We start from the raw sequence: 21,780 nt of genomic DNA, 5'->3' as shown, positions 1-21,780 counted from the left end.
GATACCGGACTGCCGAACCGGACCGAGACCCCTCGCGCGGGATCATTGGGCGAGCGCGGCGGGAACAGGGCAGGGGTGCCGCACGGAAGCGATCCGGATTCACGTGGCCGCACAACGATCGCCGACGGTGTGGTGGCGAAGATCGCCGGGCTGGCGGCCCGGGATGTGCCGGGCGTCCATGCGATGGGCGGTGGGTTCGCCCGTGGCATGGGGGCCATGCGTGAACGTATGCCCGGTGCCGGCGGGAAGTCCGTCACCAGCGGGGTGAAGGTCGAGGTCGGCGAGGTACAGACCGCGGTCGACCTGGAGATCGTCGTCGAGTACGGCGTCTCCATCATCGAGGTCGCGGGCGACGTCAGAGAGAACGTGATCGCTGCCATCGAGCGGATGACCGGTCTGGAAGTCGTCGAGGTCAACATCGCGGTCGGCGATGTGTATTTGTTCGACGAGGAGGAGGAACAACCAGAGCGGCGGCTCGAGTAATCGCTTGCCGGAGCCGAATCGAGCAAGGATCTCCGGCTTCGACGGCAAGGGCCTCGCCAACAGCTTCCACGGCGGCGACGGCACCACCGGCACCCTCACCTCCCCCGAATTCTCCGTCGACAGCCCGTACTTGAACTTCAAGATCGGTGGTGGGCGGCATCCGCACGAAGCCGGAACCGTTATGGACGGCACTTCGCCCGAAGGCACGGTCCTCGCCGACTTCGAAGGCGGAACGTACGGCAACTGGACGGCGGCCGGGGACGCTTTCGGCACCGCACCGGCTCCCGGCACCCTCCCCGGCCAGCAACAGGTGTCCGGCTACCTGGGCAGCGGCCTGGTCAACACCTTCCTGAACGGCGACTCCACCACCGGCACCCTCACGTCGCCCGAGTTCACCATCGACAAGAAGTACGTCAACTTCCTCATCGGCGGCGGCAACCACCCGGCCCGCACCGACAACGCCACCGCCGTCGAGCTCGTCGTGGACGGCGAAGTGGTGCGCAGCGCCACCGGAAAGGACGCCGAGGCTCTCAACTGGGCCTCCTGCGTAGTCCCAGTTGTTCATCCAGCCGATCATGTACCGCTTGCCGCCCGGGGCGTTCTCCCAGGACACCGCCGCGTAGTAGTCCTTGCCGTAGTCGGCCCAGTCGGCGCGCTGTACGACGGACTTGGCGGGCTTCTCGGCGGCGGTGAACTCGTCGGCCATGACGTGGCCCCAGCCGCCGGTGTTCATGTCGACGACCTGGATCCGCGCCTTCTTGCCGGCGTAGGGACGCAGGTCGAAGGAGGCCCAGTCCAGGGTCTCGCTGTCGGTGCCGGTGGCACTGCGGACGATCTCGCCGTCGACGAGCAGATTGACGGACGTCTCCTGGGAGACGGGCTGGGCCAAGGCGTCGGACAGCACGATGTGGTCGACGTTGAGGTGGCCCCAGCCGCCGGTGTTGTCGTCGACGATTCTGATCCGCGCCTTCTTGCCGGCGAGGGCGCTGACCTCCCAGGAGGCCCAGTTGAGAGCCTCGGCGTCCTTTCCGGTGGCGCTGCGCACCACTTCGCCGTCCACGACGAGCTCGACGGCGGTAGCAGCGCGGCCTGCACCCGGCTCGTCACCCGCAGCTTGGTGAAGATGGCGCTGACGTGGTCCTTGACCGTGCCGGCGCCCAGGTGGATGCGGGCCCCGATGTCGGCGTTCGACATCCCCTCCGCCACCAGGACGAGGACGTCGCGCTCGCGGGCGGTCAGCAGCCGGACCCGGGCCGCGTCCTCGTCGACGGCCGCCTCGGTGCCGGGGTGGCTGTGCAGCAGGGTCCGGGACGCCTTGGGGGAGAGCACCACGCCGCCCGCGGCCAGGGTGCGTACCAAAGGGGCGAGTTGCTCCGGTTCGGTGTCCTTGAGCAGGAAACCGGCCGCGCCGCAGTGCAGCGCGGTCAGGACGTACTCGTCGGCGTCGAACGTGGTCAGCATCGCCACCACCGGGGCGTCCGGCATCGTCCGCAGCTCGCGCAGGACGGTCAGCCCGTCGACGTCCGGCATCCGTATGTCCAGCAGCACCACGTCCGGCCGCTCCCGGCGGACGGTCTCCACGGCCTCGCCGCCGCTCGCGGTCGCGACGACCGTCGCCACCCGCGCCCTGAAAGCGGTCTGGTTCCAGAAGTGGTTCGTGCACCGGCGGTTGCGGCCGGAGGAGTTCGGTGGCCGGGTCCACCAGCAGCTGCGTGGGCAGCGTGAGTACCCGATCGACGGTGAGGTGCTGGACTCCGTCGCGGTCAAGCGGGTGTTCGAGAAGTACGGCAGCTACCTGCTGCCGCAGGCGTTCCCGGAGGGCAGCCCGACCCATCCCTCGTACGGTTCCGGGCACGCCACGGTGGCGGGTGCGTGTGTGACGATCCTGAAGGCGTGGTTCGACGAGTCGTATGTCCTGTCCGACCCGGTGGTGCCCAGCACCGACGGCACCGCCCTGGAGCCGTACACCGGTCCGGACGCCGGGCGGCTCACGGTCGGTGGCGAGCTGAACAAGGTCGCCGCGAACATCGCCACGGGCCGCAACATGGCCGGCGTGCACTGGCGCACCGACTTCACGGAGGCGGTGCGGCTGGGTGAGGAGATCGCCATCGGCGTGCTGCGCGAGGCGAAGGAAGTCACCCTGGAGGACTAATACCGGATACAACCACTGGCCGCATGGCCTGGTGGTGGAAAGCTCCGGCGGTGAAGGATGAGCCCGCGGCCTATCAGCTTGTTGGTGAGGTAACGGCTCACCAAGGCGACGACGGGTAGCCGGCCTGAGAGGGCGACCGGCCACACTGGGACTGAGACACGGCCCAGACTCCTACGGGAGGCAGCAGTGGGGAATATTGCACAATGGGCGCAAGCCTGATGCAGCGACGCCGCGTGAGGGATGACGGCCTTCGGGTTGTAAACCTCTTTCAGCAGGGAAGAAGCGCAAGTGACGGTACCTGCAGAAGAAGCGCCGGCTAACTACGTGCCAGCAGCCGCGGTAATACGTAGGGCGCGAGCGTTGTCCGGAATTATTGGGCGTAAAGAGCTCGTAGGCGGTCTGTCGCGTCGGATGTGAAAGCCCGGGGCTTAACCCCGGGTCTGCATTCGATACGGGCAGACTAGAGTGTGGTAGGGGAGATCGGAATTCCTGGTGTAGCGGTGAAATGCGCAGATATCAGGAGGAACACCGGTGGCGAAGGCGGATCTTCCCATACCCAAGGCGGTTTTCAGCCTGCTAGATTGACGTCCGTGTCTCCGAAGTGAAGTCGGGCAAATCCCGCGGTCTCGCGGAGGCAGACCCCCCTATGCCTTCACCAAGGCTTTCTTCGGATGCCCGAAAATCACTGCGGATGAGAGTCGCTGCTGCCAACCACGTCTCACACCAGTGCCTTTCGGCAGCCCCCCCCAACAACTGGAAAGCGCACGTAAGTTATGAGATCCCTTCCGCGTTTCGTCCCCCCGCTGGCCGTCTCTGCCATGGCGATCGTGCTGGGCACGCCCGGACTGGCCGCCGCCGCCGAGGCGGCCGACGGCAAGGACACCACGTACTACATCTCGCTCGGCGACTCCATGACCACCGGCTACCAGCCGGACGTCGACAAGGACACCGACCTCGCCTACACCGACCAGCTCTACGCGCAGCTCAAGCAGCGCACTCCCGGACTGAAGCACATACGTCTGGGCTGCACCGCTGAGACCACCGAGTCTTTGATCAACGGCGGAAAGTGCGACTACCCCGGCGCCAAGTCCCAACTGGACGCCGCCGTCGTCGGGATCGTCAGACGGCGATGATCTGCCACTGCTGCCGCGTCAGTGACGCGTACGGTTGCTGCTCGATGTTGGCTCCGTCGGCGGTGCTGCCCTCGTCGACGGCGAGGCAGAGCCCGCTGAAGCGGTTGATGAGGAAGTAGTGGCCGTCACCGGTGGGTGTGACGGCCCAGTGCTGCTGGGGGGCGTTGGCGTCCCCCCAGATGGCCACGTTGCCGCCGTCGGCGCGGGAGAGACCCGTGACCTCCAGGAGCTTGCCGCTGCCCACACCCTTGATCTCGTAGTAGCCGTCGCCGGTCTTGGCGAAGGTCCACTTCTGGTTCGCCTTGTTGAGCCAGGGCCACTGCAGGACGTTGGTGCCGTTCGCCGTGCCCCCGCGCTCCACGTCGGCGGCCTTGCCGCTGTGCCGGGCGACCAGCCGGTAGACGGTGCCGTCACCCGGCAGCGTGGTGGACAGCAGGGCCGGCTTGGCCGTCCGGCCGCCGATCTGGACGCCGCTGATGTTGGCGTAGCCGCCGGTGGCCGCTTTCGCCTGGAGCCGCACGAAGCCGACGTTCCGGGCGGGCCATTCGACCACCTTGAGGGTCTGGTTGGGCGGCCGAGGACTTTGTGGCCGCCGCCGTCGGGGATGTTGCCGAGCTTCTTGATGTCGACATGCACCAGCTCGCCGGGCCTGCCGCGTTCATAGCGGCGTATGACGCGGCCCGTTGCCCGGTCCAGGTGCGTGAGCCGGGCCAGGCCGAAGCGGGTCAGGACACGGTGCACGGTCGAGGGCACCAGGTGCAGCAGGTGGGCGATGCGGGCCGGTCCCCAGCGGCGCAGGAGCCGGACCTTGATGATCCGGCGCTCGGTGCGGGTCGGGGTGCGGCGCGGGCTGGCGTGCGGGCGCGAGGACCGGTCGCTCATGCCGGCCTCGCCGAACTGCCTGTAGCGGTCGGCCCAGCGCTGGGCCGTGGTGGGTGAGACCTGGAAGCGTTCCGCGGCGCGCCTGAGTGGCCAGCTGTCCTCGACCACGCAGCGGGCCAGGCGCAGACGGCCGGTCTCGGTCAGGGGTGCATTACGGTGGGGCACGAGGGCCTTTCGGTCAGGTGTAGACGTCGCAATCCACACCGAACCGGAAGGCCCTCACCTGTTCAAGATCCCTCAGCCGAGACCTGGCTCACCCGTCCACAACCTCCCGGGACAGAACAACGTCCGAAGAGATCATGGCGCAGTACGTCGCGACCGAGGCGCGCGTGGACCGCATGCGGGACAAGTACGCCTTGGAGGAGGGGTACATCAGCGAGGACAGCAGCCCGTGGGTGCCGTTCGTGCCCAACGTGTTCATCAAGCACCTCACCTTTGATGTTCGCGGCAGCAGCGCCGCCAACGTGCTGTGGGTGCAGGAGGGCGGCACGCTGGGCCGCCACCGGCATCGTGGCCCGGTCTCCGGCTACGTCCTCGAAGGCAGCTGGCGCTACCTGGAGTACGACTGGGTCGGGAAGCCCGGGGACTTCGTCCGGGAGAGCCCGGGGCGCAGCCATACCCTCTACTCCGAGCACGGGATGAAGACGATGTTCTGGCTCAACGGTCCGCTGGAGTTCCTCGACGAGGAGGACCGCGTGATGGAGACGGTGGACGTGTTCTGGTTCATCGATCACTACGAGAACTACTGCCGGGAGAACGGTCTGAAGACCAACGAACGTCTCTATCTCTGAGCACGCCGATGCTTTCCCGACCCTCGCCGACGACGCACCCGGTCAACCGCGCCAGCGGATCACTTCGGGGGCGGCGGCGACGGCGGTGACGTTGTCGGCGAGGCCGGTGAGGGGGACGCGGAGGAGCCGAGCGTCGGTGCCGGTGCCGGTGCCGGTGCCGGTGTTGTGGTGTGGCCGGTGTCGGGGCGGGGTGAGGGGGCTTTGCGGGCGCAGGCGGCGCGGTTGCTGGAGGTGGTGGACGGTGCTGGTTCTGCGGCTGATGTGGGGTTGTCGCTGGCGTTGACGCGGTCGGTGTTCGAGGACCGTGCGGTGGTGGTGGGTTCGGGTGTGGAGGATCTGCGGGGCGGGCTGGCCGCGTTGGCGTCGGGTGAGGCGGATGCGCGGGTGGTCCGGGGTGCGGTCCTGCGGGGGCGTACGGCGTTTGTGTTCGCGGGGCAGGGGTCTCAACGGCTTGGTATGGGCCGGGAGTTGTATGAGGCGTATCCGGTCTTCGCGGAGGTGTTCGATGCCGTGGACGCGGAGTTGCCGTTCGACCTGCGCGAGATCGTCTTCGGTGACGATGCCGAGCTGTTGAACCGGACGGAGTTCACGCAGCCGGCGCTGTTTGCGCTTGAGGTGGCGCTGTTCCGGTTGTTGGAGTCGTGGGGGGTTCGGCCTGATGTGCTGGCCGGGCATTCGATCGGTGAGATCGCGGCGGCGCATGTGGCGGGGGTGTGGAACCAGAACTGGCAGGCGTACCCGGACGGGTCGCTGCGGAACCCGCAGTCGGGCAAGTGCCTGGACGTGTCGGGCGCCAACTCCTCGGACGGCACCCTCGTGCACCTGTGGTCCTGCCACGGCGGAGCCAACCAGAAATGGACCCTGCCCTGAGCTGACGCGGCACGCTGGAAGGGCCACCTGCCACTGTGCGGTGGCCCTTCCGAGTTCCCAGGCCGGGTATGGCTGACGTCAGGCTGTGCCGCGCTCCGGTGCGGGCATGGCCGAGTACGTGCTCACGAGCAGGCCGGGACGCCCGGCGCAATGAACGCCGGGTCCGACCGACGGCCAGGTCGGTGTGTAGCTGGAGGGCCCGTCAGCTGCCCAGGCATCGCCGACACGAAAGCAAGCCGGTGGCCGCGGAGGCCCCAGCTGGTCCGGCAGCCGCGAGGAGTCTGCGCCGAGTGAACATGGGCGATCGACGAGACATCGTGGGGAATCTTCTCTGTTCGGCAGGTAGAAGGACGGCGCCGCCGCTCAACGACGGCTCCACTGCTGGTTGGTGCCGCCGTGGCAGGACCAGAGGGTGATCCTGGTGCCGTTGGCGGTGCCGCCGGCGTTGGCGTCGAGGCACAGTCCGGACTGGACTGCCGGCCCCAGTGAACTCGGACCTGTTGGTTCGGGGTGGTGGGTGGTTGGTCGTTGTTTGAGAACTGCACAGTGGACGCGAGCATCTGTGGCCAAGTTTTTAAGGGCGCACGGTGGATGCCTTGGCACCAGGAACCGATGAAGGACGTGGGAGGCCGCGATAGGCCCCGGGGAGTCGTCAACCAGGCTTTGATCCGGGGGTGTCCGAATGGGGAAACCCGGCAGTCGTCATGGGCTGTCACCCTTGCCTGAACACATAGGGCAAGTGGAGGGAACGCGGGGAAGTGAAACATCTCAGTACCCGCAGGAAGAGAAAACAACCGTGATTCCGGGAGTAGTGGCGAGCGAAACTGGATGAGGCCAAACCGTATGCGTGTGAGACCCGGCAGGGGTTGCGTATACGGGGTTGTGGGATCTCTCTTTCACAGTCTGCCGGCTGTGAGGCGAGTCAGAAACCGTTGATGTAGGCGAAGGACATGCGAAAGGTCCGGCGTAGAGGGTAAGACCCCCGTAGCTGAAACATTGACGGCTCGTTTGAGAGACACCCAAGTAGCACGGGGCCCGAGAAATCCCGTGTGAATCTGGCGGGACCACCCGCTAAGCCTAAATATTCCCTGGTGACCGATAGAGCAGGGCGCGCCAGGTCTGCGGGCCGATGACGCCGTCGACCTGCAAGTGGTGCTTCTTCTGGAAGTCGACCACCGCCGACTTCGTCCTCGAGCCGAACGCGCCGTCGGCCACGAGGCCGTAGCCGTAGACGTTCAGCTGCGTCTGCGCTGCCTTCACCGCCTGGCCGGACGAGCCGTACTGCACCGTCGTGATCAGCTTGGACCAGGTGTTCGGGCCGATGACGCCGTCAGCGGCCAGGGACCGGGACTTCTGGAACTGGATCACCGCGGAGCGGGTCTTCGGGCCGAAGACGCCGTCGGCCTCGAGCGAGTAACCCCGCCCGATCAGCAGCTGCTGGGCGGACCGCACGTCCGCACCCTGGGAGCCGTTCTGGAGGATCGGCCAGGAGACACTCGGGGACGGGAGCTGCCCGCCGCCACCGCCATTACCCAGCTTGACCGGGCGGAAGGGGTCGTAGTTGTCATTGCCGATCCCGTAGCTGAGCTGCCGGTGGGTCGTGCCGTACTTATTGCGCTGTTCGTACCCCCAGTAGGCGCTGTGCGACGCGTTGGCCCACTTCTCGAAGATCACTACGTGACGGAAATCGCCGTCATCCTCGCGGTAGTCGATCAGCAGGTCACCCTTCTTGAGCTGACTCACGCAACGGTCCGTCGCAGCAGCGGGTTATTCGGCAGGCCCTGGCCGTCGCCGGGCTGTCCGCTGCCGAGGTGGACGCCGTCGAGGCGCACGGCACGGGTACTCGTCTCGGGGATCCGATCGAGGCTCAGGCTCTGCTGGCTACGTATGGGCAGGGCCGTCCCGAGGGCCGGCCGCTGTGGCTCGGTTCCGTCAAGTCGAACATCGGCCACACGCAGGCGGCTGCGGGTGTGGCTGGTGTGATCAAGATGGTGCAGGCCATGCGACACGGCGTGCTGCCCGCCACCCTGCATGCGGAGGAGCGCACGGATCAGGTCGACTGGTCCAGTGGTTCGGTGGAACTGCTGAGCCACGCCCGGGAGTGGCCGGAGGCCGATCGTCCGCGCCGGGTCGGTGTGTCCGCCTTCGGCGTCAGTGGGACGAACGCGCACGTGATTCTGGAGCAGGCTCCGCAGTCTGTGGACGAAGAGGGACCTGAAGCTGAGGAGTCGGGTTCGGGTCCGGTGGCGTGGGTGGTGTCGGGGCGGAGTGAGTCGGCGTTGCGGGGGCAGGCCGTGCGGCTTGGTCAGCGGGTTGAGGCTGATGAGGCGCTGGACCTGGTGGATGTGGGGTTCTCGCTGGCGGCGGGTCGTTCGGTGTTCGAGCACCGGGGTGTCGGACCGTTGGCCGTCGGCGCCATTCTCGACGGTGCCGGGGCCGGCGTACTGAGTCCCGTCCTGGCGATCGGCACCTTCATCGCCTCGCTGCCCCTGCTGAGGATGACGGTGGCCAGTGGCGAGGCCGCCGACGAACCGCAGCCCGGACGCGTGCCGACGGTCTGAAGACACCGTCCCGACCTCGCGGAACAGCCGCTGCCCCTGTCCGATGTCAGGGGCAGCGGCTGCCTGTGCGTTGAGGACCGGTTGCCTTGGCCACGGGGCGCAGACGCTGCTCCACGGCGAGGCCGGCCTGTTCCGCCCTGCCGTCAGCTCGTCGGCATGGTCACGAGCTCCATTCGGCCTCCGGCGAGAGCGACGACAGCGGAGACCAGGGCCTGCAGACAGGTGAGCTCGGCTTCCTCGTCGGGCAGTGAGAGATGCTGCGCCGAGAGGCCGTCGAAGCCGGCCAGGAAGAACCGGGCGAGGGTCTCCGCCGGCTGGGCGAGCTGGTGACCGGTGCGCTCGGCCGCCTCGGTCACCAGCTTCGTCGTCACGGCCGCCACCTCGCCGTAGTGGCCCTCAAGGGCCTCCTGCAGCCGTGGTGTCCGGAGCGCGAACATGGACAGTTCGGTGAGCAGCTGGTGGGCGGTGGGCTGCTCGCGCACGCGTTCGCGGGCGAGCACGGCCTGGGCGTGCAGGGTCCGCTCGTGTTCCCTGGCCTCCTCGATCTCGGCCAGCCGCCGCGCCAAGTCCCGTTGCGCCTGGAGGAGTTGACCGAACAGGACCGGGGCGGAAGAGGTGGCCAGGCCGTACACCAGGGCGATCAGCGTCATGGTCCGACCGACCTCGGGCGATGCTGACCAAGGGCCACGGAATGCTGCTCGCGAAGGCGGACAGGGCGACGCATACCGCGAGGAGAGGGCGGTTGCGGGAGCGTTCGGCCAGAGTGAACAGCGCCACGAGCACAGCGACGGCGACATCCTGCGTCAGCGCGACCGGCAGGGTGAGCAGGAAGACGCCGAGCGGGAATCTGCGCCGGAAGGCCAGCGCGGCGCAGCCGACCGCGGCCAGCGCGACACCGAGGCGCGTGTGCTCCCACATGTTCAGCCAGATGTCCACGGCCGCCACCGCCACCAGGACGATGTCGATGACCGGCGCGGGAACCCGCTTCCACGGTGCGGGGGTGGGGCTCATCGTCCGGCCTTCGGCTGCGGGCGCGCGTCGAGCAGTCCGGCCCGCTGCGCGAGCAGCGCGGCCTGCACCCGGCTCGTCACCCGCAGCTTGGTGAAGATGGCGCTGACGTGGTCCTTGACCGTGCCGGCGCCCAGTTGAAGAAGGGCGGGAGCCAGATGCAGTCGATGCCGAGCCACTGCAGATAGTCGAGTTTGGCGGTCAGGCCCTTGAGGTCGCCTACGCCGTCGCCGTTGCTGTCCTGGAAGGAGCGGACGAGGACTTCGTAGAAGACGGCGCGTTTGAACCAGTCCGGGTCCCGGTCCTTCTGCGGCGTGTCCTCGAAGGTGTCCGGAACGGGCTCGTTGACGATCATTTTGCGGGTGACCCTCCGATCTGCGGGTTGGACGGTCGCAGGACGGTCAGTACGTGAGCGGGCGCGCGGCCCGGTTCGAGACGTACATAGTTGCTCCTGCCCCAGGTGTAGACCTCGCCGGTGAGCTCATCGCGCACCAGCACCGACTCATGCCAGTCCAGGCCGAGTTGCGGCATGTCCAACGAGACCGTGGCCTCCTGGGTGTGGTGGGGGTCGAGGTTGACGACCACCAGAACCGTGTTCGAGCCCGCACGTTTCGAATAGATGATCACTGCTTCCTGGTCGGCGTGGTGAAAGTGCAGGTCACGCAACTGGCGCAGCGCCGGACTCCGCCGACGGATCGCGTTGAGCTTGCCGAGCAGGGGGGCGATCGTTCGGCCGTCGCGTTCGGCCGCGTCCCAGTCGCGGGGGCGGAGTTGGTACTTCTCCGAGTCGAGGTACTCCTCTTGAAGAAGGGCGGGAGCCAGATGCAGTCGATGCCGAGCCACTGCAGATAGTCGAGTTTGGCGGTCAGGCCCTTGAGGTCGCCGATGCCGTCGCCGTCGCTGTCCTGGAAGGAGCGGACGAGGACTTCGTAGAAGACGGCGCGTTTGAACCAGTCCGGGTCCCGGTCCTTCTGCGGGGTGTCCTCGAAGGTGTCCGGGATGGGTTTGTTCATGGTCATGGCGTTCCGGACCCTCCGCTCCGGGCCGAGGAAGACGTGCGCTCGGCGGGGAACTGGACGTGGAAGATGTGCGCGGGTGCCCGCCCGGGTTCCAGGCGCACGAAGTTCGTCCTCCCCCAGCGGTGGGTCTCGCCGGTGAGCTCATCGCGCACCAGCACCGACTCATGCCAGTCCAGGCCGAGTTGCGGCATGTCCAACGAGACCGTGGCCTCCTGGGTGTGGCGGGGGTCGAGGTTGACGACCACCAGAACCGCGTCCGAGCCCGCGCGTTTGCTGTACGCGATCACCGCGTCGTTGTCGGGGTGATGAAAGCGCAGGTTCCTGAGTGCGTGCAGCGCCGGATGACGCCGCCTGATCGCGTTGAGGGAGGTGATGAGCGGGGCGATCGTTCGGCCGTCGCGTTCGGCCGCGTCCCAGTCGCGGGGGCGGAGTTGGTACTTCTCCGAGTCGAGGTACTCCTCGCAGCTCGCCGCGATCCCGGCCCGTCACCACCACCCGGTGCTCGAACACCGAACGACCCGCCGCCAGCGAGAACCCCACATCCGTCAAAGCCAGACGGTCACCGGCCCCGACCCGCTGGCCAAGCCGTACGGCCTGCTCCCGCAACGCCGCCTCACTGCGAGCCGACACCACCCACGCCACCGGACCCGAACCCGACTCCTCAGCCCCGGCCACACCGTCGGACTCGGGCTCGGACACCTGCTCCAGAATCACGTGCGCATTGGTGCCGCTGACCCCGAAGGCGGAGATGCCCGCCCGGCGCGGACGGTCGGTCTCCGGCCACTCCCGCGCCTCGGTCAGAAGCTGGACGGTGCCGGACGACCAGTCGACCTGGTCGGTGGGCTCCTCGGCGTGCAGGGTGGCGGGAAGGACTCCGTGCCGCATGGCCTGCACCATCTTGATCACACCAGCCACACCCGCAGCCGCCTGGGTGTGCCCGATGTTCGACTTGACGGAACCGAGCCACAGCGGCCGGGCCGCGGGCCGCTCCTTGCCGTACGTCGCGAGCAGCGCCTGCGCCTCGATCGGATCCCCGAGCCGGGTCCCGGTGCCATGTGCCTCGACGGCGTCCACCTCGGCAGCGGACAGCCCGGCGACGGCCAGGGCCTGCCGAATAACCCGCTGCTGCGACGGACCGTTCTTGGTGTCGGTGTGGTCCCACACCACCCACTTGTAGCCCAGCGGCAGATGCAGTTCCTGCTCGCTGTCCGGCTTGCCGTCCACGCGCAGGAAGACGTTGGTGGGGCCCTGTTCCTTCACTTTGTCGAAGGTGTTGAGGGAGTTGGCGAAGACGCTCAGGTCGTAGGTGCCGTCCTCGGGCACGTCGACGGCGAAGTCGAGCGTGAGGTCCGCGCCGGTGCGTAGGCCGCCGACGTCGTACCCGCCGGAGGTGTAGAACTTCGACACGTCGCGCGGGGAGCCTTCGGGACCGTTCTTCGAGTAGCCGGACCCGGTGTGGGCGGCGTCCTCCGCCTCGTACGAGGCCTGCCGGCGCACGGGCGGTGACTGCGTGCTCTTCGCCTTCCCCGCGGGGCTGAGGACGATCTCGTACGCCGAGGACTCCTTCAGCTGCGGCAGCGCGCCGTCGCCGAAGCCGACGACGACCGTGCCGTCGTCACCGACCTTCAGGTTCGTCTCGGTGAGCAGCTTGGGGCCGGAGGAGTCGCCCAGCTGGCCGCTCCACTCGATCTCGCGCACCCAGGCGTGCACGCGGTTTCCGAAGACCTTCTTCGGGACGCCCGCGAAGGTGATGTGGCCCTTGCCCGTGGAGCCGCCGAAGAGGAGCCGGGCCTGCTTCTTCTTCTCGTCCAGCGTGGCGACGCCCTGCATGGTGTAGTTCTCGCCGGGGGCGCGGACAGGGCAAACCTCTGATCCGCAACGACCTGATCCGCACCAGCGACCACAACATCGTCGCCACGTTCGGGATGGAATACCGCGGCTACGTCCAGTATTTCCAGATGGCAGGGAACATCAACTGGCTGAACAAGCTCCGCCAGTACATGGAACGGTCGATGTTCTCGACCCTGGCTGCCAAGCACCGCCGCCCACCCTGGGTCATGCGAAACCGCCTCAAGAGCACCGTCGATACCCCGTTCGGGAAACGCCGGTGCTTCGAAGCGGTCCAACGCGCACCCTCGGGCGCGGTGTTCACCGCCAGGTTCGGCGGCATCCCTCTGCGTCGGCGCACACACGCCCGCCCGATCATCGACGGAGCGTGGCCGACCAGAAAGGGACGCCAGCTCACCGCCCGGCTGACCGCCGGCATCTGTGAACTGTGTGAGTCGCACGACGGGATCACCGTCCACCACGTCAGGCGACTCTCCGACCTCAACCGATACAGCTCCACGGCCGCACCCCGATGGGTCGAGGCGATGCGGACCAGACGACGGAAGACCCTGATCGTCTGCGACCGCTGCCACGCCGAGATCCATCAGCAGCCGATCGCTCAGTAGCACCACTGGAGAGCCGGATGCGGGGAAAGCTCGCACGTCCGGTTCGGAGGGAGGCCACGCGGAAAAGGATCAGCTCGCAGCTGGTACCTCGCCGCGTGGCCGACCCTACTCGCTGTGCATCACGCATCCGGGCTCCAGGCCGCCTCGGCCGTGGGCCATGTCGAGGGCGTCGACGACGAGCTCGGCGCGGTGGTGGTCGGCCATGGCGTAGCCGACGATCTCGCGGGTGGCCAGGTCCAGCCAGCAGGCGAGGTAGAGCCAGCCCTCGACGGTGGGCAGGTAGGTGATGTCGCCGACCAGCCGGGTGCCGGGACGCTCGGCATGGAAGTCGCGGCCGATCAGGTCCGGGGCCGGCTTCGCCTTCGCGTCCGGCCGGGTCAGCGAGCGGTGCTCGCGGCGGGTGACGCCGCGGATGTTGCGCTCGCGCATGACGCGGGCGATGCGCTTGCGGTTCACCCGCCGGCCCAGGCGGCGTAGTTCGGCGTGGATGCGCGGGACGCCGTAGGTGCGACGGGAGGCGATGTGGAGCACGGTGATCTCGTGGGCGAGCGCGTCGTCGGCCGCCTGGCGCTCTCGGCGGGCGGCCTCGCCCTCGCGCCAGGCGTAGTAGGAGGAGCGGGTCACGTGCAGCACCCGGCACAGCAGCACGATCGGGTAGTTCGCCTTCTCCGCGTGGATCAACCGGTACAACGTGGTCACCGGTCGCTCTCCTTCACGAAGAAGGCCGTCGCTTTTTTCAGGATCTCGATCGTCTGCTGCTGTTCGCGGTTCTCTCTGCGCAGCCGGCGCAGTTCCTCACGCTCCGCGCTGGTCAGCTCGCCCGGGGACGTTGATGATACTGGGGTGGGTGTGCGGGAAGGCGATCGCTGCGGCGGGCAGGGTGGTGCCGTGCGCCTCGCAGATCTGGGCGATGGTCCGGGCGCGGGCGACGAGTTCCGGTGGGGCGTCCTGGTAGTCGTACTTCATGCCCTCGGTGGGCCGGTCACGGGAGAGCAGTCCGGAGTTGAACACGCCCACCGCCACCACGCTCTTGCCGAGTTCCCGCGCGGTGGGCAGGACGTCGTCCAGGGCCGACTGGTCCAGGAGTGTGTAGCGTCCGGCGAGCATGACCACGTCGGCGGCGGTCTCGCGCAGGAAGCGGGCGAGCATGGCCGACTGGTTCATGCCGGCGCCGATCGCGCCGATCAGGCCCTGGTCGCGCAGGTCGGCGAGGGTGGGCATGGCCTCCTCGGCGGCCTGCCGCCAGTGGTCGTCGGGATCGTGCAGGTAGACGATGTCGAGGCGGTCCAGGCCGGTGCGTTCCAGCGTGTCCTCGATGGAGCGCAGTACGCCGTCGCGGCTGAAGTCCCACTGCCGGCGCAGGTCGTCCCGTACGACGAAGCCGTCGGTGTCGACGCCGCGTGGACGTTCGTTGGGGACGAGGAGTCTGCCCACCTTGGAGGAGATGACGTACTCGTCACGCGGGCGGGCTCGCAGGGCGGCGCCCAGGCGTCGTTCGGAGAGGCCGAGGCCGTAGTGCGGTGCGGTGTCGAAGTACCGCAGGCCGGCTTCCCAGGCCGCCTCCGACTACGTCGTCGCGGACCTCTTCCGCGTGGTCGACGGAAAGATCATCGAGCACTGGGACGTCGCCGCCGACGGGCAGTAGCCCCCTTAGGTCACGCGGAGGGCACCCCCCCAAAAAATGAACTAGACAACTAACAAACCCCAGGTCGCTGACCTGGGGTTTCGTCATGGAGTGGGTGACGAGAAACGAACTCGCGCTCTCAGCTTGGGAAACGACGGCGCTTGGGTGGGCTCCATGGCTCTGACCAGCCCAGATACCGGGTCCTTGGGGCGGTCGGACAGGTCGGGAATGCACCGCTGTTGACCGTGGCTTTCCGTCCTTACGGGCACGCTATGGGTACGACTCCGGAGAGAGTGGTCTCGGGATGGGGCCACGGGCCTCGGGAGGATTCCGCGTTCAGGCATGTCGACAATTCCGGCTTACCGCAATCGCTGCCGGCCGGTTCGGGCGGTCTGGGCGGTCCTGACGGGCATGGAGACAGAGGTCGGTGGACAGCGAGGCCGTCCCCCGCTCTGGTTACCGCCCATCTGTTCGGGGCGAGCGGGTCGGCACGGGCCGTTTCCGTTGGCGGCTGACGCTCCATGTCGGTGGGCTCGCGAGGGTACGGTTCCCCCCGGTTGGCTGGGGTTCTGTATCTCGGTCGTCTGTAGCCGAGTCGAGCAGCAGGCCGCCCGCGGTGTCGTGGGCGGCCTGCTGCTCGGGTTGGTTGTGCTGGCTGTTTGTCAGCTTTCTTCGGGTGAGGGTGCCGTCGGGGCCGAGTTCGAGGTAGCGGCCAACACCCTGCTCGGCGAGGACGCCCACGGCGTCGGCGTAACGGACCGGCTGACGGACGTGCCGCACCCAGTAGTCGGGAGACATCAACTCGTCGGCCGTGACGGCCTGTCCGGTCACCGTGGAGACGAGGGAGAGCTTCGGCTGCTCATAGACCAGGCTCTCGGCGACCTTGCGGAAGTCGGCCAGCATCGGCTCCATCAGCGGCGAGTGGAAGGCATGGCTCACCCGCAGAGCCGTGACCTTGCGGTCCTGGGCGCGGAAGCGGTCAGCGATCTCCTCTACGGCGTCGGTGGCGCCCGAGACGACCACCGAACGCGGCCCGTTGACAGCGGCGATACCGACCCGGTCGTTCAGCAGGGGCAGTACTTCGTCCTCCGCCGCCTGCACCGCGACCATGGAACCGCCGGAGGGCAAGGCCTGCATCAACCGGCCGCGCGCAGCCACCAGTCGGCAGGCGTCACCGAGGTCGAACACCCCGGCCACATGGGCGGCGGCGATCTCACCGATGGAGTGCCCGGCGAGCACATCGGGACGTACACCCCAGGACTCCAGCAGCCGGAACAGGGCCACTTCCAGGGCGAACAGGGCGGGCTGGGTGAACTCCGTACGGTTCAGCAGATCGGCGTCCCCACCGAACACCACCTCCCGCAGCGGGCGCGGCAGTTCGGTGTCGAGATGGGCACAGGCCGCGTCGAAGGCATCCGCGAAGCTGGTCGTCGGTACGGCCCAGGAACTCCAGCCGCCCCTCACCCCGCTCGTCGTACTGCCAGCGGCCCAGATCACCCGTGCGGTACATCCGCCCACCCGGCGCACCGAACGGATCCGGCACGAAACGCTCAGCGGTCAGCCCGGGACGACCGAGATAACCGCGGGTCACCAGGTCACCGGCGATGAAGAGTTCACCGCCGGCGCCGACCGGCAGCGCGCGCAGGGACTCGTCCAGCACGTACATCCGGGTGTTCCAGATCGGGCGCCCGATGGTGATCACACCGGAGGGAGCGGTGTCTCCGGGCTCGATCCGGAACTCGGTGCAGCCGACCGTGGTCTCGGTCGGGCCGTACTCGTTGATCACGGTGGCACCCGGGTGCCGTTGCCGCCACCCGTCCAGCGCCTCGCCCATCAGGGACTCGCCGCCGAGCACCAACTGCTCGCTGGGCGAGAAGCGCTCGGGCAGCGCGGTCAGCAGGGCCAGGTGGCTCGGGGTCGCCTTGACGAAGCTCGGACGGTCGAACCCCCCGGCCGTGGGCGCCTGGTCGTCGAGTTCGATGAGCTGGACGGTGCCGCCGCTGGTCAGCGGGGCGAAGAGGCCGGTGACGGTGAGGTCGAAGGAGACCGGCGAGTGGACCAGCGCCCGGCCGGCCACACTGCCGTAGGCCTCGCGGGCCCAGGCAAGGTAGGCGTCCAGCGAGTGGTGCTCGACGACAACACCCTTGGGGCGTCCGGTGGAGCCGGAGGTGTAGATCACGTAGGCCGGGGGCGTCGTCGGTGGCGGCGAGCGCGGCCGTGGCCGCCGCGTAGACCGCGCCGAGCCCCGCGCCGAGGACCAGGTTGGCCAGGACCAGGGTCACCGGGCCGGTGGCCGCCGCCGCGCCCAGGAAGCCGGCTCCCGCGAGCGCCAGACCGAAGCGCGTCATCAGCACCCGCCCCGGCCGCGCGGCCCGCTTGGCCAGCAGCAGGGTGACGACGGCGGTCGCCATCAGTTGGGTCGCGGCGACGAGTCCGGCGGCGGAGTCCGACAGCGCGAAGCGTGAGGCGAAGTCGTCGACGAAGACGGGCATCACGTTCGCTCCGCCGTTGCCCAGGGTCACTCCGGCGATGAGGGCGACCGCCACGCCGAAGGTCAGGGCGGAGCCGCTGCGCGCGTTCACCGACCGCTCCTCTGCGAGGAGTTGGGGACTGCGACCGTTCCCCGGCGGCGCGCCGAGTGTGCGACAAGCATGAGGCCTCACGAGTTCAGGAGGGGCGGGAGGACGTTGCGAAGGAGACAGGGCCACGAACGTGGGGGGAGGGGGCCGTCCGTGGCCCTGTCGGTCGGCGGGGTGTGCGGTGGCGCCGGCCACCGCACCCTGGGTGGTCAGCCGGCCCAGACGTCCTCGACGTAAGTGCCGGACTCGATCAGGGCGGCCAGCCAGGCGCTCGCCTCGTCATCACCGCTGCCCGTGCGGTCGCGGTAGATCGCCATGAACGCCTCCCGCACGGCGGGGGCCATGCGGCGGCCGTCACCGCAGATGTAGACGCGTCCGCCGCGGCGAACACGGGCGAGGCATCCATCAACTCCCGCCCCATACCGGCCCATTGAGCCCCCTGCCCCGGGAACACGAACACCACCCCATCAGGGGCGACATCGAAGCTCCCGGTCACCGATCCGGGAGCCGTGCCGTTGCTGGAGGCCAAGGTGCCAAGCCCCTCGACGAGTTCACCCCGTTCGGCCCCGAGGACGACCGCCCTGTGCTCGAAGGCCGTACGAGTCGCCGCGAGCGACCAGGCAACATCCACCGGCCGTACGTCATCCCCGGCCGACTCCGCATACGCGGCGAGCCGCCCGGCCTGCCCGGCCAGCCCGTCCGCACCGCGCCCGGACACGACCCACGGCACCACACCCCCCTCGGCGAACACCGAAGCGGTGGCAGCGTCATCGGCGGGCTCCGAGGTCTCCTCCGTGTCGGCGGTGCCAGGCGCCGGGGCCTCCTCCAGCAGCACATGCGCGTTCGTCCCGCTGCCGCCGAAGGACGAGACACCCGCACGACGCGGGCGATCCGTCTCGGGCCACCGCTGGGTGTCCGCGAGGAGTTCCACCGTTCCGGAGGACCAGTCGACGTGCGGCGTCGGCTCGTCCAGGTGCAGCAGCCTGGGCAGCACACCGTGGCGCATCGCCATGACCATCTTGATGACCCCGGCGACACCCGAACTCGCCTGAAGATGACCGATGTTGGCCTTCAACGAGCCCAGCCACAACGGCTGTTCCGCGTCCCTGTCCTGCCCGTAGGTGGCGAGCAGTGCCTGTGCCTCGATGGGGTGAATTCGGGGGAGGTGAGGGTGCCGGTGGTGCCGTCGCCGCCGTGGAAGCTGTTGGCGAGGCCCTTGCCGTCGAAGCCGGAGACGGCTCCCTGCCCGTCCACCGCACCGGTTGCCGGTCCCTGGCCGAAGGCGGTGCCGGTGGCCGCCCACTCACCGAAGTCGGTGCCCTCGAAGCCCTGCATCACCGTGCCGGTGGGCGGGGTGTAGCTGTCCTTGTCCTCGGCGGTGAACTTCTCGCCGTCGAAATCGCCGATGAAGTACTGGGCGGCCGAACCACCGGCGATACCACCGGGGTTGATGTTGACGACCAGGACCCACTTGATGTTGTCCTTGTCGCCGTCGACCGCGAGGGGGAACAGGTCGGGGCACTCCCAGACGCCGCCCGTCGCACCGGCCGGCCCGAACTCGCTGAGCAGCTTCCAGTCCTTGAGGTTCTTGGACGAGTAGAACTGCACCTTGTGCTCGGCGGACAGCGACACGGTCATCAGCCAGCTCTTGGTGGGTGCGTGCCACTGGACCTTGGGGTCGCGGAAGTTGTTGGAGCCGATGTCGATGACGGGATTGCCCTGGTACTTGGTCCAGGTGCGGCCGCGGTCGGTGCTGTAGGCGAGCGACTGGGCCTGCTTGCCGCCGTTCTTGTAGGCGCTGGTGTAGATCGCCACCATGGGCGGGTTCTTCTTCGTGCCGAACCCGGTGGTGTTGTCCCAGTCGACGACCGCGCTGCCGGAGAACACCATCTCCTCGTCGTCGTGCGACAGGGCGAGCGGCAACTCCTGGTGAGGGTCAGGGCAACTATGCGGCGGCGAATGCCGCGTTGGAGGCGTTGGTCGAGCGGCGGCGTGCGCGGGGGCTGGTCGGCTCGTGTGTGGCGTGGGGTCCGTGGGCGGATGCCGGGATGGCTGCTGATGAGGCGGTGGCCGGGCGTATGCGGCGGCTGGGCGTGAAGCCGATGCGAGCGTCGGGCGCGATGCGTGAGCTGGGGCGTGTGATCGCCGAGGACGAGGGGCTGCTCACGGTCGCCGAGGTCGACTGGGAACGTTTCCTGCTGGCCTTGACCCGCAGCCGCAGCAGTGCCCTGTTCGACGAGGTTCCGCAGGTCCAGGCGGCCCGGAAGGCGGAGCCCACGGCGGATGTGGGCTCCGATGATCTACGCGCCCGGCTGTCGGGGCAGTCGGAGTCGGACCAGCGGGCGCTGCTACTCGCACTGGTTCGGGAGCAGGCTGCGCTGGTGTTGGGGCACGCGTCGGTGGAGACGGTCGTACCCGGGCGTGCGTTCAAGGATCTGGGCTTCGACTCCCTGTCCGCGGTGCAGTTCCGCAATCGTCTGGGCGCGGAGACCGGCTTTGCACTGCCCCCGTCACTGGTGTTCGACTACCCCACCCCGAACGAACTCGCAGCTCACCTCTGGACCGAGTGGTCGGGGACGCCTCAGGCGGCGGCCCAAACCCCCGTGCGCACGATGCCGTTGACGGACGATCCGGTGGTGATCGTGGGTATGGCGTGCCGTTTCCCGGGTGGGGTGGGTTCGCCGGGTGAGTTGTGGGATCTGGTGGTGGTGCGCCGGTAGGTGAACTCGTCGAAGCCGGCCTTGCCGCCGTAGGCGCCTGTGCCGGAGCCTCCCACTCCGCCGAACGGGGCGTTGCTGAGGGAGGCGTGCAGGAGGCCGTCGTTGCGGGTGACACCGCCGGAGGTGGTGTGCTGCAGGAAGCGGCGGAAGTCGTCGCCGTCCTCGCCGTACCAATACGCCGCCAGAGCGGCCGGACGGTCGTTGACGAACGCGATCGCCTCGGCCAGATCGTCGTAGGGGTGGATGGTCAGCACCGGTCCGAAGATCTCCTCGCGGGTGATCTCCGCGTCGTCGGGGACGTCGATCAGCAGCGTCGGCGGGATCAGGCGCGCCTCGCGGGCTGCGTCCCACAAATCCTCGTCCGCCCCCAATAGGGGGCAAGCTTGCGCCGCCCCCTCGGCACGTCAAAGGGCACAGCTCGGCCTGGCCCCGAGCGATCACCTGTCGGACACACCCCGCGCACTCGAACCGTCGGCCGTTCTTCGCCCGGTGCGGCGCTGAAGTAGGGCGTGGCTCAGAACCCAGCGGAGACGTGACGGGTTCGTTGCCGTCGGTTTGCTTTACAGCCCCGCAATGTTGGATTAACTTCCAACATTGGAAGCAGTTCCAAGTATCCGCGAGCCCAACGATGCGAGCCGTGTTACGGAGGTCCGATGACCGACCGATTGAATGTGACGTTTCCTTCGGGGCCGGACGAGTGTCACGCCTGGCTGTACCTGCCCGAGGGCGGGGGTCGGCGCCCCGTGGTGGTCATGGCACACGGTCTCGGTGGGGGACGCCTCGATGGCACCGAGGTGGTGCAGGAGACGGTACAGGGCGTCGAGCAGCCTGCGCACGGTGGCGGGGTCGCGGTCGCCGAGTTGGCCGGTCTCGACGAGGATCGCGGGGACACCCTGCCGGTTCGCCGCGGCGTGGCTGTTGCCGCCGTCGGCGCTGGTGCCGAAGATGACCAGCTCGTATCCGACCGCGTGGGCCATCGCCCTGTTCTTCGCGTCCAGAGCGTCGTCGCCGGTCAGGCGGTAGCCGACGAAGTCGAGCAGATGCTGGTCGATGCCGCCGCTGTGCAGGTCCACGTAGGCGTCGGCGCCGTCGATCAGGTGCTCGAACAGCCAGGCCGCCATCCGGTCGGTGGGGCCGCCGTCCTTGTCGCCGGGGAAGACGCGGTTGATGTTGACGCCGTCCAGCGGGGAGATGTTGAGCCTGCCCCCGTAGACGGCCGGCGGATTGGCCACGGGGCAGATCACCACCTGGCCGGCGACCTCGTCCGGTTCCAGCAGCCCGGCCAGGCGGGTGGTGGCGTCGACGCCGATGAACTCGCCGCCGTGGACACCACCGGTGATCACGACCCTCGGGCCCGGGCGGGAGCCATTGACGAGGATCAGGGGAACCTCCACCGTCGTGGTGCCCAGGTCGGCGGGCAGGCTCCCGCGGGTCTTCTGGCCGGGCTCAGCCCTCAGCGCGCCGATGGTCAGGGTCATGGGTTTTCTCTTTCTGACTCAGGCCGT

At 68.4% G+C, this 21,780-nt stretch carries 9 protein-coding genes, 23 pseudogenes and 2 other annotated features; of the genes and pseudogenes, 10 read left to right on the top strand and 22 right to left on the bottom strand.

Annotation, left to right across the window (positions count from 1 at the left end):
• Positions 1-9: 9 nt before the first annotated feature.
• Together CES90_RS49150 and CES90_RS51185 are read left to right on the top strand one after the other, a co-directional pair.
• A complete protein-coding gene (locus tag CES90_RS49150) occupies positions 10-483 on the top strand; it encodes an Asp23/Gls24 family envelope stress response protein (RefSeq protein ID WP_208921996.1) in 474 nt (157 codons plus the stop codon).
• A 28-nt stretch (positions 484-511) separates the two neighbouring features.
• Positions 512-1,027: pseudogene (locus CES90_RS51185) on the top strand (glycoside hydrolase family 32 protein); the annotation flags it as partial.
• On the opposite strand, the pseudogene CES90_RS49145 reads toward CES90_RS51185, so the two are convergent.
• Positions 1,025-1,561 (bottom strand): annotated as a pseudogene (locus CES90_RS49145) (glycoside hydrolase family 32 protein); the annotation flags it as partial. The pseudogenes CES90_RS51185 and CES90_RS49145 sit on opposite strands and share 3 nt — an antisense overlap.
• Positions 1,561-2,094: pseudogene (locus CES90_RS49140) on the bottom strand (response regulator); the annotation flags it as partial. The pseudogenes CES90_RS49140 and CES90_RS49145, both read right to left, overlap by 1 nt.
• Before the next feature lie 405 nt (positions 2,095-2,499).
• Positions 2,500-3,224, top strand: a sequence feature (16S ribosomal RNA rRNA prediction is too short).
• A gap of 229 nt (positions 3,225-3,453) precedes the next feature.
• On the opposite strand from CES90_RS49140, the gene CES90_RS49135 reads away from it, so the two are divergent.
• Positions 3,454-3,768 carry a hypothetical protein gene (locus tag CES90_RS49135; RefSeq protein ID WP_408646655.1) on the top strand — a complete coding sequence of 105 codons (315 nt, stop codon included), beginning with the start codon at positions 3,454-3,456 and terminating at the stop codon, positions 3,766-3,768.
• On the opposite strand, the pseudogene CES90_RS49130 reads toward CES90_RS49135, so the two are convergent.
• A pseudogene (locus CES90_RS49130) lies at positions 3,755-4,324 on the bottom strand (RICIN domain-containing protein); the annotation flags it as partial. The gene CES90_RS49135 and the pseudogene CES90_RS49130 overlap by 14 nt on opposite strands.
• Positions 4,325-4,338: 14 nt before the next feature.
• A pseudogene (locus tag CES90_RS49125) lies at positions 4,339-4,815 on the bottom strand (helix-turn-helix domain-containing protein); the annotation flags it as partial.
• A 134-nt stretch (positions 4,816-4,949) separates the two neighbouring features.
• On the opposite strand from CES90_RS49125, the gene CES90_RS49120 reads away from it, so the two are divergent.
• On the top strand, positions 4,950-5,441 hold the full coding sequence (locus CES90_RS49120; RefSeq protein WP_208921845.1) for a 2,4'-dihydroxyacetophenone dioxygenase family protein: 492 nt from the start codon (positions 4,950-4,952) through the stop codon (positions 5,439-5,441).
• Positions 5,442-5,483: 42 nt separating this feature from the next.
• Here CES90_RS49120 and CES90_RS51850 read toward each other — a convergent pair whose 3' ends face one another.
• Positions 5,484-5,888, bottom strand: coding sequence for a hypothetical protein (locus tag CES90_RS51850; RefSeq protein WP_208921843.1), 405 nt, complete (start codon positions 5,886-5,888; stop codon positions 5,484-5,486).
• On the opposite strand from CES90_RS51850, the pseudogene CES90_RS51845 reads away from it, so the two are divergent.
• Positions 5,775-6,311, top strand: a pseudogene (locus CES90_RS51845) (acyltransferase domain-containing protein); the annotation flags it as partial. The gene CES90_RS51850 and the pseudogene CES90_RS51845 overlap by 114 nt on opposite strands.
• A 363-nt stretch (positions 6,312-6,674) precedes the next feature.
• Here CES90_RS51845 and CES90_RS52415 read toward each other — a convergent pair.
• Positions 6,675-6,788, bottom strand: a pseudogene (locus CES90_RS52415) (RICIN domain-containing protein); the annotation flags it as partial.
• Positions 6,789-6,905: 117 nt separating this feature from the next.
• Positions 6,906-7,429: a sequence feature (23S ribosomal RNA rRNA prediction is too short), on the top strand.
• A pseudogene (locus CES90_RS52410) lies at positions 7,428-7,763 on the bottom strand (peptidoglycan-binding domain-containing protein); the annotation flags it as partial. It overlaps the preceding feature by 2 nt.
• Positions 7,764-8,056: 293 nt before the next feature.
• Here CES90_RS52410 and CES90_RS49095 point away from each other — a divergent pair.
• Positions 8,057-8,707, top strand: a pseudogene (locus CES90_RS49095) (ketoacyl-synthetase C-terminal extension domain-containing protein); the annotation flags it as partial.
• A 308-nt stretch (positions 8,708-9,015) separates the two neighbouring features.
• Here CES90_RS49095 and CES90_RS49090 read toward each other — a convergent pair.
• The 7 genes and pseudogenes from CES90_RS49090 to CES90_RS52565 all read right to left on the bottom strand — a co-directional run.
• Positions 9,016-9,522 (bottom strand): TetR/AcrR family transcriptional regulator, encoded by a 507-nt coding sequence (locus CES90_RS49090; protein ID WP_232791417.1) that lies wholly within the window; start codon positions 9,520-9,522, stop codon positions 9,016-9,018.
• Between the two features lie 357 nt (positions 9,523-9,879).
• Positions 9,880-10,029, bottom strand: a pseudogene (locus CES90_RS51170) (LuxR C-terminal-related transcriptional regulator); the annotation flags it as partial.
• Positions 10,020-10,235 (bottom strand): annotated as a pseudogene (locus tag CES90_RS49085) (alpha-amylase family glycosyl hydrolase); the annotation flags it as partial. The pseudogenes CES90_RS49085 and CES90_RS51170, both read right to left, overlap by 10 nt.
• A pseudogene (locus tag CES90_RS49080) lies at positions 10,232-10,681 on the bottom strand (DUF3459 domain-containing protein); the annotation flags it as partial. The pseudogenes CES90_RS49080 and CES90_RS49085, both read right to left, overlap by 4 nt.
• Positions 10,681-10,899 (bottom strand): annotated as a pseudogene (locus CES90_RS49075) (alpha-amylase family glycosyl hydrolase); the annotation flags it as partial. The pseudogenes CES90_RS49080 and CES90_RS49075, both read right to left, overlap by 1 nt.
• A pseudogene (locus tag CES90_RS49070) lies at positions 10,896-11,360 on the bottom strand (alpha-glucosidase C-terminal domain-containing protein); the annotation flags it as partial. The pseudogenes CES90_RS49075 and CES90_RS49070, both read right to left, overlap by 4 nt.
• Positions 11,341-12,048 (bottom strand): annotated as a pseudogene (locus tag CES90_RS52565) (ketoacyl-synthetase C-terminal extension domain-containing protein); the annotation flags it as partial. The pseudogenes CES90_RS52565 and CES90_RS49070, both read right to left, overlap by 20 nt.
• 719 nt (positions 12,049-12,767) lie before the next feature.
• On the opposite strand from CES90_RS52565, the gene CES90_RS49055 reads away from it, so the two are divergent.
• Positions 12,768-13,352 carry an HNH endonuclease gene (locus CES90_RS49055; RefSeq protein ID WP_208921992.1) on the top strand — a complete coding sequence of 195 codons (585 nt, stop codon included), beginning with the start codon at positions 12,768-12,770 and terminating at the stop codon, positions 13,350-13,352.
• Positions 13,353-13,457: 105 nt separating this feature from the next.
• On the opposite strand, the pseudogene CES90_RS49050 reads toward CES90_RS49055, so the two are convergent.
• The 4 pseudogenes from CES90_RS49050 to CES90_RS49035 form a co-directional block, all read right to left on the bottom strand.
• Positions 13,458-14,075 (bottom strand): annotated as a pseudogene (locus tag CES90_RS49050) (IS3 family transposase); the annotation flags it as partial.
• Between the two features lie 102 nt (positions 14,076-14,177).
• A pseudogene (locus tag CES90_RS49045) lies at positions 14,178-14,915 on the bottom strand (aldo/keto reductase); the annotation flags it as partial.
• Between the two features lie 736 nt (positions 14,916-15,651).
• Positions 15,652-16,398, bottom strand: a pseudogene (locus tag CES90_RS49040) (acyltransferase domain-containing protein); the annotation flags it as partial.
• A pseudogene (locus CES90_RS49035) lies at positions 16,394-17,161 on the bottom strand (AMP-binding protein); the annotation flags it as partial. The pseudogenes CES90_RS49040 and CES90_RS49035, both read right to left, overlap by 5 nt.
• A 77-nt stretch (positions 17,162-17,238) precedes the next feature.
• On the opposite strand from CES90_RS49035, the gene CES90_RS49030 reads away from it, so the two are divergent.
• Positions 17,239-17,631, top strand: coding sequence for a hypothetical protein (locus CES90_RS49030; protein WP_208921837.1), 393 nt, complete (start codon positions 17,239-17,241; stop codon positions 17,629-17,631).
• 273 nt (positions 17,632-17,904) lie between these two features.
• Here CES90_RS49030 and CES90_RS49025 read toward each other — a convergent pair.
• Positions 17,905-18,705 (bottom strand): annotated as a pseudogene (locus CES90_RS49025) (ketoacyl-synthetase C-terminal extension domain-containing protein); the annotation flags it as partial.
• Positions 18,705-19,484: pseudogene (locus tag CES90_RS49020) on the bottom strand (glycoside hydrolase family 32 protein); the annotation flags it as partial. The pseudogenes CES90_RS49025 and CES90_RS49020, both read right to left, overlap by 1 nt.
• Before the next feature lie 14 nt (positions 19,485-19,498).
• On the opposite strand from CES90_RS49020, the pseudogene CES90_RS52405 reads away from it, so the two are divergent.
• Together CES90_RS52405 and CES90_RS49015 are read left to right on the top strand one after the other, a co-directional pair.
• Positions 19,499-19,585, top strand: a pseudogene (locus CES90_RS52405) (KR domain-containing protein); the annotation flags it as partial.
• Between the two features lie 18 nt (positions 19,586-19,603).
• Positions 19,604-20,275, top strand: a complete 672-nt coding sequence (locus tag CES90_RS49015) for an acyl carrier protein (protein ID WP_232791415.1) — start codon at positions 19,604-19,606, stop codon at positions 20,273-20,275.
• A 47-nt stretch (positions 20,276-20,322) separates the two neighbouring features.
• On the opposite strand, the pseudogene CES90_RS51160 reads toward CES90_RS49015, so the two are convergent.
• Both CES90_RS51160 and CES90_RS49010 read right to left on the bottom strand, forming a co-directional pair.
• Positions 20,323-20,628, bottom strand: a pseudogene (locus CES90_RS51160) (aldehyde dehydrogenase family protein); the annotation flags it as partial.
• 228 nt (positions 20,629-20,856) lie between these two features.
• Positions 20,857-21,753, bottom strand: a complete 897-nt coding sequence (locus CES90_RS49010) for a M14 family metallopeptidase (RefSeq protein WP_208921833.1) — start codon at positions 21,751-21,753, stop codon at positions 20,857-20,859.
• Between the last annotated feature and the right edge of the window lie 27 nt (positions 21,754-21,780).

The sequence above is a fragment of the Streptomyces capitiformicae genome, from assembly GCF_002214185.1.
Classification (GTDB): Bacteria; Actinomycetota; Actinomycetes; order Streptomycetales; family Streptomycetaceae; genus Streptomyces; species Streptomyces capitiformicae.
Note: the sequence above shows the minus strand (reverse complement) of the source record. Positions and strands in the feature narration are given on the sequence as shown.

What these genes read in the sequence shown, in the direction of transcription:
- CES90_RS49135 (WP_408646655.1), top strand. Translation starts at nt 3,454, where the DNA reads ATGGCGATCGTGCTGGGCACGCCCGGACTGGCCGCCGCCGCCGAGGCG.
- CES90_RS49120 (WP_208921845.1), top strand. Translation starts at nt 4,950, where the DNA reads ATGGCGCAGTACGTCGCGACCGAGGCGCGCGTGGACCGCATGCGGGAC.
- CES90_RS49090 (WP_232791417.1), bottom strand. Translation starts at nt 9,522, where the DNA reads ATGACGCTGATCGCCCTGGTGTACGGCCTGGCCACCTCTTCCGCCCCG.
- CES90_RS49015 (WP_232791415.1), top strand. Translation starts at nt 19,604, where the DNA reads ATGGCTGCTGATGAGGCGGTGGCCGGGCGTATGCGGCGGCTGGGCGTG.
- CES90_RS49010 (WP_208921833.1), bottom strand. Translation starts at nt 21,753, where the DNA reads ATGACCCTGACCATCGGCGCGCTGAGGGCTGAGCCCGGCCAGAAGACC.